This window comes from Acidovorax sp. M2(2025) (genome assembly GCF_049330835.1).
Lineage (GTDB): Bacteria > Pseudomonadota > Gammaproteobacteria > Burkholderiales > Burkholderiaceae_C > Acidovorax.
Genome location: NZ_CP186262.1, coordinates 2,123,029 through 2,138,831, shown reverse-complemented (window position 1 = coordinate 2,138,831; position 15,803 = coordinate 2,123,029). Strand labels below are relative to the sequence as shown.

Annotated in this window: 17 protein-coding genes; 8 read left to right on the top strand and 9 right to left on the bottom strand. The window is 68.6% G+C overall.

The genetic code is table 11. The features are described 5' to 3' along the window. Positions 1–59: 59 nt before the first annotated feature. Positions 60–1,412, bottom strand: a complete 1,353-nt coding sequence (gudD, locus tag ACOYR3_RS09935; protein ID WP_422846268.1) for a glucarate dehydratase — start codon at positions 1,410–1,412, stop codon at positions 60–62. Positions 1,413–1,462: 50 nt separating this feature from the next. Further along, a complete protein-coding gene (locus tag ACOYR3_RS09930) occupies positions 1,463–2,452 on the bottom strand; it encodes a Bug family tripartite tricarboxylate transporter substrate binding protein (RefSeq protein WP_422846267.1) in 990 nt (329 codons plus the stop codon). Between the two features lie 334 nt (positions 2,453–2,786). Here ACOYR3_RS09930 and ACOYR3_RS09925 point away from each other — a divergent pair, with 334 nt between their 5' ends. Beyond that, positions 2,787–3,827, top strand: coding sequence for a LacI family DNA-binding transcriptional regulator (locus tag ACOYR3_RS09925; protein ID WP_422846266.1), 1,041 nt, complete (start codon positions 2,787–2,789; stop codon positions 3,825–3,827). 37 nt (positions 3,828–3,864) lie between these two features. Here the strand turns inward: ACOYR3_RS09925 and ispF are convergent, their stop codons facing one another. Both ispF and ACOYR3_RS09915 read right to left on the bottom strand, forming a co-directional pair. Further along, positions 3,865–4,344, bottom strand: coding sequence for a 2-C-methyl-D-erythritol 2,4-cyclodiphosphate synthase (gene ispF, locus ACOYR3_RS09920; protein WP_422846265.1), 480 nt, complete (start codon positions 4,342–4,344; stop codon positions 3,865–3,867). A 60-nt stretch (positions 4,345–4,404) separates the two neighbouring features. Then, a complete protein-coding gene (locus tag ACOYR3_RS09915) occupies positions 4,405–5,274 on the bottom strand; it encodes an IspD/TarI family cytidylyltransferase (RefSeq protein WP_422846264.1) in 870 nt (289 codons plus the stop codon). 248 nt (positions 5,275–5,522) lie between these two features. On the opposite strand from ACOYR3_RS09915, the gene mfd reads away from it, so the two are divergent. From mfd to serB, 4 genes are all read left to right on the top strand, one after another. Next, on the top strand, positions 5,523–8,999 hold the full coding sequence (gene mfd, locus ACOYR3_RS09910) for a transcription-repair coupling factor (RefSeq protein ID WP_422846263.1): 3,477 nt from the start codon (positions 5,523–5,525) through the stop codon (positions 8,997–8,999). 75 nt (positions 9,000–9,074) lie between these two features. Next, positions 9,075–9,734 (top strand): hypothetical protein, encoded by a 660-nt coding sequence (locus ACOYR3_RS09905; RefSeq protein WP_422846262.1) that lies wholly within the window; start codon positions 9,075–9,077, stop codon positions 9,732–9,734. Positions 9,735–9,827: 93 nt separating this feature from the next. After that, on the top strand, positions 9,828–10,004 hold the full coding sequence (locus tag ACOYR3_RS09900) for a DUF3149 domain-containing protein (RefSeq protein WP_422846261.1): 177 nt from the start codon (positions 9,828–9,830) through the stop codon (positions 10,002–10,004). A gap of 138 nt (positions 10,005–10,142) precedes the next feature. Continuing rightward, entirely contained in the window at positions 10,143–10,856 is a 714-nt protein-coding gene (gene serB, locus ACOYR3_RS09895; RefSeq protein ID WP_422846260.1) for a phosphoserine phosphatase SerB, read from the top strand. Positions 10,857–10,958: 102 nt separating this feature from the next. Here serB and ACOYR3_RS09890 read toward each other — a convergent pair whose 3' ends face one another. Continuing rightward, positions 10,959–11,507 carry an RrF2 family transcriptional regulator gene (locus ACOYR3_RS09890; protein WP_422846259.1) on the bottom strand — a complete coding sequence of 183 codons (549 nt, stop codon included), beginning with the start codon at positions 11,505–11,507 and terminating at the stop codon, positions 10,959–10,961. Between the two features lie 90 nt (positions 11,508–11,597). Here ACOYR3_RS09890 and ytfE point away from each other — a divergent pair, with 90 nt between their 5' ends. Continuing rightward, complete coding sequence (ytfE, locus tag ACOYR3_RS09885; protein WP_422846258.1) at positions 11,598–12,368, top strand: iron-sulfur cluster repair protein YtfE; 771 nt, start codon at positions 11,598–11,600, stop codon at positions 12,366–12,368. Continuing rightward, complete coding sequence (locus ACOYR3_RS09880) at positions 12,365–12,829, top strand: group III truncated hemoglobin (RefSeq protein WP_422846257.1); 465 nt, start codon at positions 12,365–12,367, stop codon at positions 12,827–12,829. The genes ytfE and ACOYR3_RS09880 overlap by 4 nt, the downstream gene beginning before the upstream one ends. A gap of 55 nt (positions 12,830–12,884) precedes the next feature. On the opposite strand, the gene ACOYR3_RS09875 is transcribed toward ACOYR3_RS09880, so the two are convergent. From ACOYR3_RS09875 to ACOYR3_RS09860, 4 genes are all read right to left on the bottom strand, one after another. Continuing rightward, entirely contained in the window at positions 12,885–13,055 is a 171-nt protein-coding gene (locus ACOYR3_RS09875; RefSeq protein ID WP_422846256.1) for a LiaI-LiaF-like domain-containing protein, read from the bottom strand. A gap of 118 nt (positions 13,056–13,173) precedes the next feature. Beyond that, positions 13,174–13,386 carry a DUF3820 family protein gene (locus ACOYR3_RS09870; RefSeq protein ID WP_422846563.1) on the bottom strand — a complete coding sequence of 71 codons (213 nt, stop codon included), beginning with the start codon at positions 13,384–13,386 and terminating at the stop codon, positions 13,174–13,176. A 15-nt stretch (positions 13,387–13,401) separates the two neighbouring features. Beyond that, entirely contained in the window at positions 13,402–13,764 is a 363-nt protein-coding gene (locus ACOYR3_RS09865) for a translation initiation factor Sui1 (RefSeq protein WP_422846255.1), read from the bottom strand. Continuing rightward, complete coding sequence (locus ACOYR3_RS09860; protein WP_422846254.1) at positions 13,761–14,228, bottom strand: DUF2721 domain-containing protein; 468 nt, start codon at positions 14,226–14,228, stop codon at positions 13,761–13,763. Before ACOYR3_RS09860 ends, ACOYR3_RS09865 begins: the two co-directional genes overlap by 4 nt. 209 nt (positions 14,229–14,437) lie before the next feature. On the opposite strand from ACOYR3_RS09860, the gene ACOYR3_RS09855 reads away from it, so the two are divergent. Further along, positions 14,438–15,751 (top strand): DEAD/DEAH box helicase, encoded by a 1,314-nt coding sequence (locus tag ACOYR3_RS09855; protein WP_422846562.1) that lies wholly within the window; start codon positions 14,438–14,440, stop codon positions 15,749–15,751. The last annotated feature ends 52 nt before the right edge of the window (positions 15,752–15,803 follow it).

The window sequence follows — 15,803 nt, the reverse complement described above, 5'->3', positions numbered from 1 at the left end:
CCTGCCCTGCTCCAAGCACAAGGCCCTCCCTCTGGAGGGCTTTGTCTTTTTTGCCCGCCTTAGCGCACCATGCAAGGCGACTTGTTGTTGAACTTCCAGCCTGGGATCAGGTACTGCATGGCCATCGCATCGTCGCGTGCGCCCAGGCCGTGCTGCAGGTACAGGCGGTGGGCGCGCTCCACCTGCTCCATGTCCAGCTCCACGCCCAGGCCGGGCTTTGGGGGCAGGTCGATGAAACCATTCCTGATCTGGAACGGCTGCTTGGTCAGGCGTTCGCCGTCCTGCCAGATCCAGTGCGTGTCGATGGCGGTGACGCGCCCGGGCGCGGCAGCGCCCACATGGGTGAACATGGCGAGCGATACATCGAAGTGGTTGTTGGAGTGCGAGCCCCAGGTCAGGCCAAAGGCCTGGCACATCTGGGCCACACGCACCGAGCCGGCCAGGGTCCAGAAGTGCGGGTCGGCCAGTGGAATGTCCACCGACTGCAAGGCCAGGCTGTGCGCCATTTCGCGCCAGTCAGTGGCCACCATGTTCGTGGCCGTCGGCAAGCCCGTGGCGCGGCGGAACTCGGCCATCACCTCGCGGCCCGAGAACACGCCTTCTGCGCCGCAGGGATCTTCGGCATACGCCATCACGCCATGCAGGTCGCGCGTGAGGCGGATGGCATCCTTGAGCAGCCATCCGCCATTGGGGTCCAGCGTCACGCGCGCTTCAGGGAAGCGCTCGTGCAATGCACGGATGGCCTCAACCTCTTCCTCGCCGCGCAGCACACCGCCCTTGAGCTTGAAGTCGGCAAAGCCATAGCGCCGGCAAGCAGCCTCGGCCAGGCGCACGATGCCCTCGGCCGTCATGGCCTTTTCGTTGCGCAGGCGGAACCAGTCGTTGTCAGCTTCGGGCTCGGTGCGGTAGGCCAGATCGGTCTTGCTGCGGTCGCCCACATAGAAGAGGTAGCCCAGCATCTGCACCGAGGTGCGCTGCACGCCCTCGCCCAGCAGAGCGGCCACGGGCACGTCCAGGTGCTGACCCAGCAAGTCCAGCAACGCCGACTCCACCGCTGTCACGGCGTGGATGGTGATGCGCAGGTCAAAGGTCTGCAGCCCGCGTCCGCCCGCATCGCGATCGGCAAACTGGGCGCGCATCGCGTTGAGCACGGCGTTGTGCTGGCCAATGGGCTGGCCCACGATCAGCGGACGCGCGTCCTCCAGCGTCAGGCGTATCTTCTCGCCGCCGGGCACCTCGCCCACGCCGGTGTTGCCCGCACTGTCGCGCAGGATGAGCAGATTGCGCGTGAAGAACGGGCCGTGTGCGCCGCTCAGGTTCATGAGCATGCTGTCGTGGCCCGCCACTGGCACCACGCGCAGTTCGGTGATGACGGGGGTGCTGGTGGCTGAAAGGATGAAGGAAGTGGTCATGGTGTTCGGGAAACAGCGGTGGGGCGCACGAAGACGCCCCCGGATGGAACTCAATCAGCGGTGATCTTTCGCGTCTCGATCACCGTTTTCCAGCGTGCGAATTCGCGTGCTTGATACGCTGTGAAGGCCTCCGGCGTGCTGGCCACAATCTCCAGGCCCTGGTCCAGCATGCGCTTCTTCACCGCCGGGTCGTTGATGGCGGCGATGGCCGCTTCCGAGAGCTTCTTCTTGATCGCAGGTGGCAGGCCCCTGGGCGCAGCCATACCCTGCCAGGAATACACCTCGGCGCCGGACACCCCGGCCTCGGCCAGCGTGGGCACATCGGGCAACACGGGGCTGCGCTTGTCACCGGTGATGGCAATCGCGTGCAGCTTGCCTGCACGGACGTGCTGCAGCACGGCATTCACGTTCTGGAACGAGAACTCCACCTGCCCGCCCAGCAGGTCGTTGATGGCCGGGGCGCCGCCCTTGTAGGGAATGTGCAAGCCCTCCGTGCCGGTTTGCTGCCAGAACACCTCGGCCGAGAGGTGGTCCGACGAGCCGTTGCCCGAGCTGGCAAAGCTCACCTTCCCCGGGCTGGCTTTGAGCTGGGCAATCACCTCCTTTACGGTGCGCGCCTTCTGGCCGGGCGCGGCGACCAGCACGTTGGGCGCCTGGACCGGCACGGTGATGTAGTCAAAGTCCTTGAGGGCGTCGTACGGCACCGTCTTGAGCAAATGCGGCGCCACGACAAAGGCGCCCAGCGACGACACCAGCAGCGTGTACCCGTCGGCCGGTGCACGCTTGACCATGCCCGCACCCAGCGTGCCCGTGGCACCGGGGCGGTTGTCCACCACGAAGTTCTGGCCCAGCTTGTCGCCCATGTGCTGGGCCATGGCGCGAGCCACCATGTCGGTGGAGCCGCCGGCCGGGAACGGCACGACCATCGTCACGGGTTTATCGGGCCAGGTGGCGGAGGTTGGCGCGCCGGTTTGAGCGGACGCCGCAATGACTACGCCGCAGGCGGCAGCGACGAGCATTAGTTTCTTGGCAAGGAACATGAAGGTGTCTCCGAAAGTAGTGATGGCAGACCCTCTGCGGGGCCTCGGACGTGGGCGGGGAAAGGAACCAACAGGCCGCACCCGCTGCGGCCCGAGCTTTTGGATGAGTGCCTTGGGCTCCTCCATCTCCTGCGGCTTAAGGTCCCGAAGGTCATACAAGTCACTGAAATTCGCCTAAAAACGTGGAAATTTCTGCGACTTCACGAAATGTTAACGTTAACATTGTCAGACAACATAGTAAAAACCCTTAATTCACAGAATTTCGTAGGCGTGCCGCCGCACGGGGGCGCCTGCGGTGTCGGCTTCGAGTCACACGCCCTTAGACTCCACCCTCATGCAAGCTTCTGACGCGGCCCGCACTGCCCTCCCCTCTGGCCGCGACCGCCCGGCGGTCACGCTGCGCGAGGTGGCCGAACGGGCTGGCGTGTCGATGATTACGGTGTCGCGCGCCATCAACACGCCCCAGCAGGTGTCCGAGCGGACACGGGAACGGGTTCAGGAGGCCGTGTCGGCCCTGGGGTACGTGCCTAACCTGATGGCGGGCGGGTTGCGCTCGGCGCGCAGCCATGTGGTGACGGCACTCGTCCCCACGCTCACGGGCCCGCTGTTCGGGGAGATGGTGCAGGCCCTCACTGATGCGCTGGAATTGCGCGGCTTTCAGGTCATGGTCGGCCAGGTGGGCTATGCCCGCTCACGCGAAGACGCGCTGCTGCGCGCCATCGTGGGGCGGCGGCCCGACGGGATCGTGCTCACAGGGGTCATGCATTCGCCCGAGGGGCGGCGGTTACTAAGGGCCTCCGGCATTCCGGTGGTGGAAACCTGGGACTTCACCGACACCCCCATCGACATGCTCATCGGCCTGCGCCACGAAGCGCTGGGCGCCGCCGTGTGCGAGCACCTGGTCGCCAGGGGACGGCAGCGGCTGGCGCTGCTGAGCGGCGGGGACGAGCGCGCCGCGCGGCGGGCTCAGGGCTTTGCCGACGCCGCCGCTCGCCTGGGTCTGCGCCCGCCCACCATGCGACTGGGCAAATCGCCCACCACCCATGCAGATGGTCGCGCGGGACTCGCGGCCCTGCTGGCCGATGCGCCCGACATCGACGCAGTGTTTTGCAGCTCAGACATGCTGGCCCTGGGCGTGCTGACCGAGGCCAGGGACCGCGCAATCGCGGTACCGCGGCAACTCGCCGTGATGGGATTTGGCGACATCGACTTTGCCGAGACTGTCAGCCCCGCCCTTTCCACGGTGCGCATCGATGGCGCGCGCATGGGGCAGACAGCAGCCCAGTGGATCGCCGACCGGGCCGAAGGCAAAGCAGTCGCTCAGCCGGTGGTGGATATCGGCTTTGCTATCGTGGAGCGCAGCAGCTGCTGCTGAATGCTGGAGTGCCCCGGCCGGGCCGCGCCCCGACCGCTCAGGATCGGTAAACCAGCGCGATGGCGCGGGCCTCCATGGCCAGGCCCTGCCCCACCGGCCCCAGGCGCTCGGCCGTCTTGGCCTTGACGTTGACCTGGTCCTCGGCAATTTCCACTGCGCGCGCAATGGCGGTGCGCATGCCCGGGATGTGCGATGCCAGGCGCGGCGCCTGCGCCACCACCGTGCTGTCGATGTTCCCGATCTCGAAGCCGGCCGCCCGCACCCGCCGCGCCGCCTCGGCCAGCAGCACCGCGGAGTCGGCGCCCCGGAACTGCGCATCGGTGTCCGGAAAGTGGCGCCCGATGTCGCCCAGCCCGGCCGCCCCCAGCAGGGCATCCGTGATGGCGTGCAGCAGCACGTCCGCATCCGAATGGCCGAGCAGCCCCATGGTGTGGGGAATGCTGACGCCGCCGATCACCAGCGCCCGGCCAGGCACCAGCGCATGCACATCCCAGCCCTCGCCAATCCTGAACTTCATCCGCTTGTCTGCCTTTCGCCCGCACGGGCATGGTGAGGTGGCACGGCGCCCCGGCCGTGCTCAGAAAATCGTCTTGCGCCCCGTTGGCGCGGCGCCCTGCCCGCGGTCGCCGCCAAAGCGGGCCAGCGTGGTGCCAAAGCCGCGCTGGGCCAGCACGGCCTCGGCCAGCGCGAAATCGTCCGGGTAGGTCACCTTGAAGTTCTGCGCCCCGCCCGGCACCAGGCGAGGGTGCAGGCCCATGGCTTCCATGGCGCTGGCCTCATCGGTCACGTTGCTGCCCACCTTGTCCAGCGCGTCCAGCAGCGGCCCGATGCGGAACATCTGCGGCGTCTGCGCCAGCCACTTGTTGCTGCGGTCCACCGTAGATGCCACGCGCACGCCGCCAGGTCCGTCGGTGGAGGTCTTGAGCGTGTCGGCCAGCTGGTGGGCCAGCAGCCCGCCCACCGTGTCGTGCGCGCACACGTCGATAAGGCGCTCGATCTGCGCCGAGGTCACCAGGCACCGCGCGGCGTCGTGCACCAGCACCCAATCGTCGCGGAGCGCCCCCCGGGCCAGCAGCGCCAGCAGCCCGCCCTGCACGGTGGCAGCGCGTGTCGGACCGCCGCAGCCGACGACGAAAAACGAAGGGTGGGCGTGGGCTTCCAGAAACCGGTCCCCCGGCGCCACCGCCACCAGGGTGCCCGCCAGCCGGTCCACGCCGGCAAAGGCTGCCAGGGTGTGCATGACCATGGGGTGGCCTGCCACCAGGTGGTATTGCTTGGGCAGGGGCGCAGGCGCGGGCGCCTCTGCGGGAGCCCCGGCCGCGGGCGGCCCGGCCACCGCGCGCGAACCCGTGCCCGCGCAGGGCACCAGCGCCCAGAAACGCCCCGGCGGGGGGCTGGCGAGGTGCGGGGTGGCGTGTGCCGGCTGCAGCAGCGGATCGATGGTCATGAGGGCGCCATTTTAGGGAGTCGGCATTCACCCACCCGCCACCGTCCGCGCGCCGACCGGCAACGGCATGCGCCGGGATGTTGGCAGCGCCGGCGTGCCGCGTGCACCGGAACAGGCCGAGCCCTCGGGGCCACCGCTGCAGGGCCCGGCAACGACCGCGGCCGGGCCTAAAATGGTCCGTTGCCCCGACCAGCCCGCGCCCGCGCCGCCGTGGCGCTGCGGGGCCCACCGACGACACACCCGTCCGCATGGAACTGCCCAAACTCTCCCCCGGAAAACGCTTTGCCCTGCCCCGCCCCGTGGGCAGCGCCGACTCCCTGCTGCTGGCCCGCCTGGCCGAGCGCGACAAGGCCGCCGGCCGCACCACCGCCATCGTCACGGCCGATGCGACCGATGCGCAGCGCCTCATCGACGAGATGGCATTCTTTGCGCCCGGCCTGCGCTGCGCACTGTTCCCCGACTGGGAGACGCTGCCGTACGACACCTTCAGCCCGCACCAGGACCTGATCAGCGAGCGGCTGGCCACGCTGTGGCGCATCAGCCAGAAGGACAAGGACACCGGTGCGGACGTGGTGCTGGTGCCGGCCACCACGGCGCTGTACCGGCTGGCGCCGCCGTCCTTCCTGGCGGGCTACACCTTCCACTTCAAGGTGAAGCAAAAGCTGGACGAAGCCAAGTTCAAGACCCAGCTCACGCTGGCCGGCTACTCCCACGTCTCGCAGGTGGTCAGCCCCGGCGAATACGCGGTGCGCGGCGGACTGATCGACCTGTTCCCCATGGGCTCGCTGGTGCCCTACCGGGTGGACCTGTTCGACGACGAGATCGACAGCATCCGCACGTTCGATCCCGACAGCCAGCGCAGCCTGTACCCCGTGCCCGAGGTGCGCCTGCTGCCCGGCCGCGAGTTCCCCATGGACGACGACGCGCGCGCCAAATTCCGCAGCCGCTGGCGCGAAATGCTGGAGGGCGACCCGACCAAGAGCCGCATCTACAAGGACATGGGAGCGGGCGTGGCCACGGCCGGCATCGAGTACTATCTGCCGCTGTTCTTCGACGACACGGCCACCGTGTTCGACTACCTGGGCGAACAAGCCACCGTGGTGCTGCACGGCGACCTGGAGCCCGCCTTCCAGCGCTTCTGGCAGGACACGCGCGACCGTTTCCGCCTGGTGCAGGGCGACCCGGAGCGGCCGGTGCTGCCACCCGAGACGCTGTTCCTTTCGGCCGACCAGTTCTACACACGCGCCAAGGAGCATGCCCAGCTGGCCATCCGCCCCGGCGTGGAGGACGTGGAGGACAACCCGCACTTTCAGAAGCTCGGCGACCTGTCGGTGGTGCGCGGGGCAGAAGACCCGCTGGCCCGCCTGCATGCGCACATCCGCAACACGCAGCACCGCGTGCTGCTGCTGGCCGAGAGCGATGGCCGGCGCGAGAGCCTGCTGGACTTTCTGCGTGCGTCGCAGCTGAACCCGCCGGCCTTCGACTCGCTGGCCGAGTTCCAGGGCTCGACCGCGGAGAAGGTCGGGATCGCGACGGCGGCCATCACCCAGGGCTTCAGCTGGATCGAGGACAGCATCGACTTCGTCACCGAGACCGAGCTGTTTGCCGCCGGCCCCACCACGCGCCGGCGCAAGAAGCAGGAGCAGGTGAGCGACGTCGAGGCGCTGATCAAGGACCTGTCGGAACTCAACGTGGGCGACCCCGTGGTGCACAGCCAGCACGGCATCGGCCGCTACCGCGGCCTGGTGAACATGGACGTGGGCAACAAGAACGCCGACGGCACGCCCGCGCTGCAGGAGTTTCTGCACCTGGAATACGCCGACAAGGCCTTGCTCTATGTGCCGGTGAGCCAGCTGCAGCTCATCAGCCGCTATACGGGCGTGAGTGCCGACGAGGCACCACTGCACAAGCTGGGCAGCGGCCAGTGGGAAAAGGCCAAGCGCAAGGCCGCCGAGCAGGTGCGCGACTCGGCCGCCGAGCTGCTCAACATCTACGCCCGCCGGGCCGCGCGCGAAGGCCACGCCTTCCGCTACAGCCCGCAGGATTACGAGCAGTTCGCCAACGACTTCGGCTTCGAGGAAACGGCCGACCAGAACGCCGCCATCCATGCCGTCATCCAGGACATGATCTCGCCCCGCCCAATGGACCGGCTGGTCTGCGGCGACGTGGGCTTCGGCAAGACCGAGGTGGCCCTGCGGGCGGCCTTCGTGGCCGTGACGGGCGGCAAGCAGGTGGCGTTACTCGCGCCCACCACGCTGCTGGCCGAGCAGCACTACCAGACCCTGGTGGACCGCTTCAGCAAGTGGCCGGTGAAGATTGCAGAGGTGTCGCGCTTTCGCTCGGGCAAGGAAATCACCGCGGCGATCAAGGGCATTGCCGACGGCACGGTGGACATCGTGGTGGGCACGCACAAGCTGCTGTCCGAATCCACCAAGTTCCACAACCTGGGCCTGCTCATCATCGACGAGGAGCACCGCTTCGGCGTGCGCCACAAGGAACAGATGAAGCAGCTGCGCGCCGAAGTGGACGTGCTCACCCTCACCGCCACCCCCATCCCGCGCACGCTGGGCATGGCGCTGGAGGGGCTGCGCGACCTGTCGGTCATCGCCACCGCGCCGCAGCGCCGCCTGGCCATCAAGACCTTTGTGCGCAACGAGGGCACGGGCGTGATCCGCGAAGCGGTGCTGCGCGAACTGAAGCGCGGCGGCCAGTGCTACTTTCTGCACAACGAGGTGGAGACCATCGAGAACCGGCGCCAGAAGCTGGAGGAAATCCTGCCCGAGGCCCGCATCGCCGTGGCCCACGGCCAGATGCCCGAGCGCGAGCTGGAGAAGGTGATGCGCGACTTCGTGGCGCAGCGCTACAACATCCTGCTGTGCTCGACCATCATCGAGACCGGCATCGACGTGCCCACCGCCAACACCATCATCATCAGCCGCGCCGACAAGTTCGGCCTGGCGCAGCTGCACCAGCTGCGCGGCCGCGTGGGCCGCAGCCACCACCAAGCGTACGCCTATCTGATGGTGCCCGACACCGAGGGCCTGACCAAGCAGGCCGCGCAGCGGCTCGACGCCATCCAGCAGATGGAAGAGCTGGGCAGCGGCTTCTACCTGGCCATGCACGACCTGGAGATCCGCGGCGCCGGCGAGGTGCTGGGCGAGAACCAGAGCGGCAACATGCTGGAGGTGGGCTTCCAGCTTTACAACGAAATGCTGAGCGAGGCCGTCAGGGCGCTCAAGGCGGGCAAGGAGCCCGACCTGCTGGCGCCCCTCTCCGCCGCCACCGACATCAACCTGCACGCCCCCGCCCTGCTGCCCGACGACTACTGCGGCGACGTGCACCTGCGCCTGTCGTTCTACAAGAAGCTGGCCACGGCCAAGAATCCCGACCAGATCGACGGCCTGCTCGAAGAGATCGTGGACCGCTTCGGCAAGCTGCCGCCGCAGGCCCAGACCCTGATCGACGTGCACCGCCTGCGCGTGCTGAGCCAGCCCTATGGCGTGGTGAAGGTGGATGCCGCCCCGGGCGTCATCAACATCACCTTCAAGCCCCAGCCGCCCATCGACCCGATGCGCATCATCGAGCTGATCCAGAAGAACAAGCACATCAAGCTGGCGGGTAACGAGAAGCTGCGCATCGAGCGCGAGCTGAAGGAGCCCAAGGACCGCGCGCAGATGGTGCGGGACGTGCTGCGCAGCCTGGGCCAGCCGCAGGTGGCCGCATGACGTTTTGCATGAAATTGGCCTCCAGCGCTTTACCAGCAAGCGCAAACAGCTATCATAAATATAGCAATTTTCGCCATGTGGCTTGAAGCTGCGCTCACGCTCATCGCCCTGGCGGCCGCCCTGGCCGCGCGCCCCTGGCGCATGCTGGCCAGCCGCCCGCCGCTGGCGCATGAGCGCTACGGCGCCCCGTCCGCACTGTGGACGCCACTGCTCGCCGCGCTCGTCCTGCTGCCCTGGATGTGGGCCCTGCCCACGCTGCACGCCATGCCGCTGCAGCTGCAGTGGTCCGGCGCGTGCCTGGTGGTGCTGATGCTGGGCTGGCCGCTGGCCATTCCCGTGCTGATGGCCGTGGGCATCAGCGCCGGGCTGCTGTCCCCCAGCCTGGCGTGGGCCGATGCCCTCGGTGCAATCACCTGGCTGGGCGTGGTGCCCGCCACGCTGGCGCTCGCGCTGGGCGCGGCGCTGCGGCGCTTCACGGGCACCAAGCCGTTCGTCTACGTGCTGGGCCGCGCGTTCCTGGGCACGGTGGTGTGCGTGTTCTCGGCGGGGGTGCTGTCGCAATGGAGCGGCCACGCCCTGCCGGGCGTGGGGGGCGAGCTGTCGCTCGTGGCCCGCTGGCTGATGGCCTGGGGCGATGGCTTTGTCACCGGCATGCTGGCCGCCATCTTTGTGGCCTTCAAGCCGGAATGGCTAGCCACCTGGTCAGACCGGCTGTACCTGCACCAGCCAAAATGACCGCAGCGCAGGCGGCTCCGGTATTGTTGACACAGCGCAATGGATAAAGGCGCCGACAGCGCGATAGTGGTGCATCACCACTAGGAGGGTTCCATGAAGCTGTTGAACGATCTTCTGTCCACCGACTACGGCCTGATGAGCATCATCGGCATTGTGTTCATGATCTGCATGGCAGTTTTCTTTGTCCGCATGTTCTTGAGCAAGATGAAGGAGCCGCCGCAGCCCAACCCCGCAGCCGGGTTGCTGGCCGAAGTGGCCAAGCGCCACTGACGCGCCCCGCGGCGCGCTCTCCCGGCACCACCGCCGGACCGGCGCCCGATCATCGCGGGATACCATAGCGGGTGGCGGCCAGGGAAAGACCCTGGCGTCCGCCCCGCCCGGTTTCCTTTTTTGCTTTTGTCAACGCGCATGATCCACGCCACCGAATTCGCCCCGGGCCTCGTCGTCCAGGGCATCGAGCCTCCCCTGTCCCTGTCGCACTACAAGCTCATCGCTTTCGACATGGACTCCACCCTCATCAACATCGAGTGCGTGGATGAAATCGCCGACGCCGCCGGCCGCAAGGCCGAGGTGGCCGCCATCACCGAGGCGGCCATGCAGGGCGTGATCACCGACTACAAGGAAAGCCTGCGCCAGCGCGTCGCCCTGCTCAAGGGCGTGGCCGTGCAGCACATGGAACAGGTCTTTGCCGAACGCCTGCGCTTCAACCCCGGCGCCAAGGAACTGGTGGCTGCCGCCAAGGCCGCGGGGCTGACCACGCTGCTGGTCTCGGGCGGCTTCACGTTTTTTGCCGACCGCGTGAAAGCCGGGCTGGGCATTGACCTGGCCCGCTCCAACGTGCTGGAGGTGCAGGACGGTGTCCTCACCGGCCGCATGGTGGACCAGGCCTGGGGCGACATTTGCGACGGCGCCGAGAAACGCCGCACCCTGCTGGAAGTGGCCTCGCTCCTGGGCATTTCGCCCGCGCAGGCCATTGCCGTCGGGGATGGCGCCAACGACCTGCCCATGATGGGCGCCGCCGGCCTTTCGGTGGCCTACCACGCCAAGCCGGCCGTGCGCAGCCAGGCCAAGATCGCCATCAACGAAGGCGGCCTCAACCGCCTGCTGGAAGTCCTGCGCTGAGCCTGGTGCCCTGGCCCGGCGCCAGAAGGCGCGGGCGCCGGCTCTGCGGATGGAGGCGCTCACGCGCCCGCCAGCGAACCTAGGGATCCTGCGCCGCGTGCCCTAGCCGGCGTCCAGCGCCTCGTCCTGGGTCCCTGGCACCGCCAGCTGCGGGCGGCGTGCCCCAGCGTTGCGGGGCAGCGCGACAGGCACCGGCACCAGATCCTGCGCGAGCGTCTGCGCGCCGCTGGCTTCACGGCGCGCGGGCGGTCCCATCAGGTCCGCCAGCGTCACCCCATCCAGCACGGCCAGATACGCCTGCATGGCGCGCCACAGCGCCCCCTTCAGGCGGCAGTGGTTGCTCAGGCGGCACTGGTCGGTGGCGGGGTCAAAGCACTCGACCAGATTGAAGTCGGTCTCGGTCGCCCGCACCACGGCACCGATGTTGATGGTCGATGCCGGCTTCATCAGGCGGATGCCGCCGCCCCGGCCCCGCGTGGTTTCCAGCAGGCCGCGCGCAGACAGCTCCTGCACGATTTTCATCAGATGGCTGCGGGAGATTCCGTAGCCCTCGGCCACCTCGGTGATCGTGACGGGCTGCTCCCGGCCCTCCGTCGCAGCACAGTACATCAGCACGCGCAGCGTGTAGTCGGTCCATTGGGTCAGCCGCATGGAATTTGCCCTGGGTCAATTGGTAGGGATGTGCAAGCCCGATTTTATTCCCTAAAATATTCACACTATATGAATCTTTAAAGGACCACCATGAACGCCCGCCTCGACCCCCTGCCCGTCGCATCCCCGCCCCCCGCTGCGCTGACCGCCCAGCAGCCCATCGGGCAGATTGCCGTGCAACTCCCCGGAGCCACCGCGGTGTTCCGGCGCCTGAAGCTCGACTTCTGCTGCGGCGGCCAGATCAGCCTGGCCCAGGCCGCGGCCGACAAGGGACTGGATGCGCAAGCCATCCTGGCGGAGCTGGCGGCCCTTCAGCGCAGCGATGCCGTGCCCGAGGCCGCGTCCGCCAGCGCACTCATCGACCACATCCTGGTGCGCTACCACGAAGTGCACCGCGCCCAGCTGCCCGAGCTGATCCGCATGGCCCGCCGCGTGGAGGCCGTGCACCGCGACAATCCCCAGGTGCCCGCCGGCCTGGCCGACCACCTGGAGGCCATGCACGAAGAGCTGCTGTCGCACATGCTCAAGGAAGAGCAGGTGCTGTTTCCCATGCTCCAGCGGGGCGACAACCCGTTCGTGGGCCAGCCCATCAGCATGATGCGGGCCGAGCACGTGGACCATGGCGAAGCGCTCGACGTGCTGAACGCGCTGACGAACGACGCCACGCCGCCCCTGGGGGCCTGCAATACATGGCGCGCGCTGTATGCCGGCATTGCCCAGCTGGGCGACGACCTGATCAACCACATCCACCTCGAAAACAACGTGCTGTTTCCTCCGTTCGAGGCCCACGCCGAGCAAAGCGCACAAGGTTGCGGCCCGTCAGGTTGCGCCTGCAGCGGAGCTGGCACACTGCAGGCATGACCGACGCCCTGGCGGCCCCCACCTCCGCCGCACCTGCCCCGACTGCACCATACACCCAGCCCAGCGTGGAGAGCATCACGCGGCTGGTGCATGGCTTCTATGGCGATGTGCGAAAGGACCCCTTGCTGGGCCCGGTGTTCGAAAAAGCCCTGCACGGCCGCTGGGACGCGCACCTGCAGCGGCTGGTGGATTTCTGGAGCACCGTGGCGCTGGGCACCCGCAGCTTCCGCGGCGATGTGTTCGGCAAGCACATGGCCCTGGAAGGCGTCACCCCCGCGCATTTCGCCGCATGGGTGGGGCTGTGGCAGCAGCACACGGCGCGCCTGTTTGCGCCGGAGGTGGCCCAGGACCTGCAGGTGGCGGCACATGGCATTGCCCGCAACCTGTTCCGCGGCTATTTCGGCAGCGACCCTGCCTTCGTGCGCCCCAACATGCACGGGCACGGCGCTGCGGATATGTGAGCGCATGCCGGCGCCCTGAGGGCTTCCCGCAGGCCTTGCCGGGCCTCACCGGTCCTTACCGGCCTTTGCCGGGCGTGAAGAACAAGGCCACGCCCAGGGCAATCAAGCCCACGGGCCACCACACGCGCAGCAGTTCACGCAGGCTGATGCTGATCAAGCCCAGATTGGTGAGCAGAAAGAACACGCCCAGCAGAACCAGGACGATCGCCGCAATATTGCCCCTCATGGATTTCCCTCTCGATGAATGAATAGCAGGATAGCCGTTGGTGAACCAGCGACCAGGCAGCGGGCGGTGCGCTGCGGCACCCAGCTGCCGTGGCGTGCCACCGGCGCGAGCGCGCAGCTTACCGCCGGCGCAGCGGCTCCAGCAGATGCGCCAAGCCGTTGTGGTCAATCTCGTGCATCAGCGCCAGCAACCGGCCCAGCTCGCCCCGCGGAAAGCCTTCGCGGGCGAACCATCCCAGGTAGTTGCTCGGCAGATCGGCCAGCACGGTGCCCTGGTGCTTGCCGTAGGGCATGGGCAGCGTCACCAGGCGCTGCAGGGCATCGGGGTCGATGGGCGCCATGGGCCCTCACCCCCCGGCCCGCTTGACCTGGTAACCCAGCTTTTGCAGCGCCTGCACCACGCGGTCCACGTGGTCCCCCTGCACTTCGATCACGCCGTCCTTCACGGTGCCGCCGCTGCCGCAAGCGGTTTTCAGCTGCTTGCCCAGGTGCACCAGGGCCGCTTCTTCCAGCGGTACGCCCTTGACGAGCGTCACGGCCTTGCCGCCGCGGCCCTTGGTCTCGCGAGAAACGCGCACGATCCCGTCGCCCGCCGGCGCCGGCTTGTTCTTCTTGCACTCGCACTGCGCCACCGGGCGGCGGCAGCCGGGGCACATGCGGCCCGACTCCGTGGAATAGACGAGCCCGCCGAGCTGTGCCAGCGACTTCATGAGTGCCCTTCCATTTCCTGCTGCAGCAGATGGAAATCCAGGACGCGCGTGGCCAACAGCGTCTCGGTCAGAAAGCAGACCAGCGCCAGCAGAAACGAGGCCACCCCGGCCAGAAAGCCGCCCACGGCGAGCCGGTTGGGCTGGAAGCTCGTGGTTTCGCCGAGGAACAACAGGATGATGGTGATGCCGATCAGGACGGCGCAGAACGTGAGCAGCCCGATGCAGCCGTTGGCCAGGCGCCCGCGCACGCGCAGGTCGGCCAGCTCGATGTACGCCCGCGCCACCAACTCCGGATCGCCGCTGGCCCGGGCGCGGTCTTCCACGACACGGCCGCGGTCGATGATGCGCGCCAGCCGCCCCGCCACGGCGCCGATCATCCCGGACACGGCCGTGAGCAGGAACACAGGGGCCACCGCCAGCTGGATGCCGTGGGTGATGGCGGAGGAATCAAGGGGCAAGGCCATGGGAGCGTGAAGGCGAAGGGGAATCAAGGCGGACAGCGCCGCCACAAGCGCCAATTATCGCGGTGCGGGGAATCGCCGCCATGAAATCGGGCGGAACCGGGGCGCACGGCACGCCACTGGGGCGACAATGCACGCTCGCCCATCCTTCCATCCCGTCGCCCTCCCGCGGCCCACGCAACGTTGCGCCGGCCGCGCCTCCCTCCATGCCCATGCCCTTTGCCGCCCTCGGTCTGTCCCCTGCCCTCGTCCACGCCGCGGGCGAGGCGGGCTTTACGGAGCCCACGCCGATCCAGGCCGCCGCCCTACCGCCCGCCCTGCAAGGCCGTGACGTGGTCGGCGCAGCCCCCACCGGCTCGGGCAAGACCGCCGCGTTTGTGCTGCCCCTGCTGCAGCAACTGCTGCCCGAGCCGCACGGTGGCCCGGGCGGGCGGCGGCGCACGCGCGCCCTGGTGCTGGTGCCCACCCGCGAGCTGGCGGCCCAGGTGGGCGACGTGGCGCGCAGCGTGGCCCAGCACCTCCAGCAACCGCCGAAGGTGGCGGTGGTGTTTGGCGGCGTCTCCATCAACCCCCAACTGCTGGCCCTGCGCGGCGGGGCCGACGCGGTCGTGGCCACGCCGGGCCGGCTGCTGGACCTGGTGGCGCACAACGCCTTGCACCTGGACAGCGTGCGCCACCTGGTGCTGGACGAGGCGGACCGGCTGCTGGACCTGGGGTTTGCCGACGAACTGGCCCGCGTGCTTGCGCTGTTGCCGCGCGCCCGGCAAAGCCTGTTTTTCTCGGCCACCTTCCCCCCCGCCGTGCAGGCCCTGGCCGACGGCCTGCTGAACGCCCCGGTGCGCGTGGAGGTGGCAGCCCCGCCCGCACCGGACGGTGCGGCCATCGTGCAGCGGGCCATCGCGGTCGACGCCGCGCGCCGCACCCAGCTGCTGCGGCATCTGGTACAGCAGCAGGGATGGTCCCGCGTGCTGGTGTTCGTGGCCACCCAGTATGCGGCGGAGCATGTCGCCGAAAAGCTCTACAAGGCCGGCATTTACGCCACCCCGTTCCACGGCGGGCTGAGCCAGGGCGCACGCACCCAGATACTGCGGGAGTTCAAGGAAGAGCGCTGGCAGGTGGTCGTGACCACCGACCTTGCCGCGCGGGGCATCGACATTGCCCAGCTGCCCGCCGTGGTGAACTTCGACCTGCCCCGCTCGGCGGTGGACTATGTGCACCGCATCGGCCGCACCGGCCGCGCAGGCGAAACCGGGGTGGCCGTGACGCTGGTGACGGCCGACGCCGAGGCGCACTTCCGTCTGATCGAAAAGCGCCAGCAGCTGCGCCTGCCCCGGGAGGTCGTGCCCGGCTTCGAGCCCACGGAACAGCCACCCGAGCGACCCCAGGGTGCCGGCGGCATCAAGGGCAAAAGGCCCAGCAAGAAGGACAAGCTGCGCGCGGCCCAGGCTGCCGCCGCGCCGGGCCGGCCCGAGGATGCGGCGCCGCCCCCCGCGCCCGCGAAGCGCCCGCCCGCCGCGCAGCGCTGACGGCGGGCCCACGCAAGCGGGCAGGCCCGCCTGGGCCGGGCTTGGTGCGCGC

Coding starts and splice junctions, on each gene's coding strand:
- gudD (WP_422846268.1), bottom strand. CDS start 1,412: ATGACCACTTCCTTCATCCTTTCAGCCACCAGCACCCCCGTCATCACC.
- ACOYR3_RS09930 (WP_422846267.1), bottom strand. CDS start 2,452: ATGTTCCTTGCCAAGAAACTAATGCTCGTCGCTGCCGCCTGCGGCGTA.
- ACOYR3_RS09925 (WP_422846266.1), top strand. CDS start 2,787: ATGCAAGCTTCTGACGCGGCCCGCACTGCCCTCCCCTCTGGCCGCGAC.
- ispF (WP_422846265.1), bottom strand. CDS start 4,344: ATGAAGTTCAGGATTGGCGAGGGCTGGGATGTGCATGCGCTGGTGCCT.
- ACOYR3_RS09915 (WP_422846264.1), bottom strand. CDS start 5,274: ATGACCATCGATCCGCTGCTGCAGCCGGCACACGCCACCCCGCACCTC.
- mfd (WP_422846263.1), top strand. CDS start 5,523: ATGGAACTGCCCAAACTCTCCCCCGGAAAACGCTTTGCCCTGCCCCGC.
- ACOYR3_RS09905 (WP_422846262.1), top strand. CDS start 9,075: ATGTGGCTTGAAGCTGCGCTCACGCTCATCGCCCTGGCGGCCGCCCTG.
- ACOYR3_RS09900 (WP_422846261.1), top strand. CDS start 9,828: ATGAAGCTGTTGAACGATCTTCTGTCCACCGACTACGGCCTGATGAGC.
- serB (WP_422846260.1), top strand. CDS start 10,143: ATGATCCACGCCACCGAATTCGCCCCGGGCCTCGTCGTCCAGGGCATC.
- ACOYR3_RS09890 (WP_422846259.1), bottom strand. CDS start 11,507: ATGCGGCTGACCCAATGGACCGACTACACGCTGCGCGTGCTGATGTAC.
- ytfE (WP_422846258.1), top strand. CDS start 11,598: ATGAACGCCCGCCTCGACCCCCTGCCCGTCGCATCCCCGCCCCCCGCT.
- ACOYR3_RS09880 (WP_422846257.1), top strand. CDS start 12,365: ATGACCGACGCCCTGGCGGCCCCCACCTCCGCCGCACCTGCCCCGACT.
- ACOYR3_RS09875 (WP_422846256.1), bottom strand. CDS start 13,055: ATGAGGGGCAATATTGCGGCGATCGTCCTGGTTCTGCTGGGCGTGTTC.
- ACOYR3_RS09865 (WP_422846255.1), bottom strand. CDS start 13,764: ATGAAGTCGCTGGCACAGCTCGGCGGGCTCGTCTATTCCACGGAGTCG.
- ACOYR3_RS09860 (WP_422846254.1), bottom strand. CDS start 14,228: ATGGCCTTGCCCCTTGATTCCTCCGCCATCACCCACGGCATCCAGCTG.
- ACOYR3_RS09855 (WP_422846562.1), top strand. CDS start 14,438: ATGCCCTTTGCCGCCCTCGGTCTGTCCCCTGCCCTCGTCCACGCCGCG.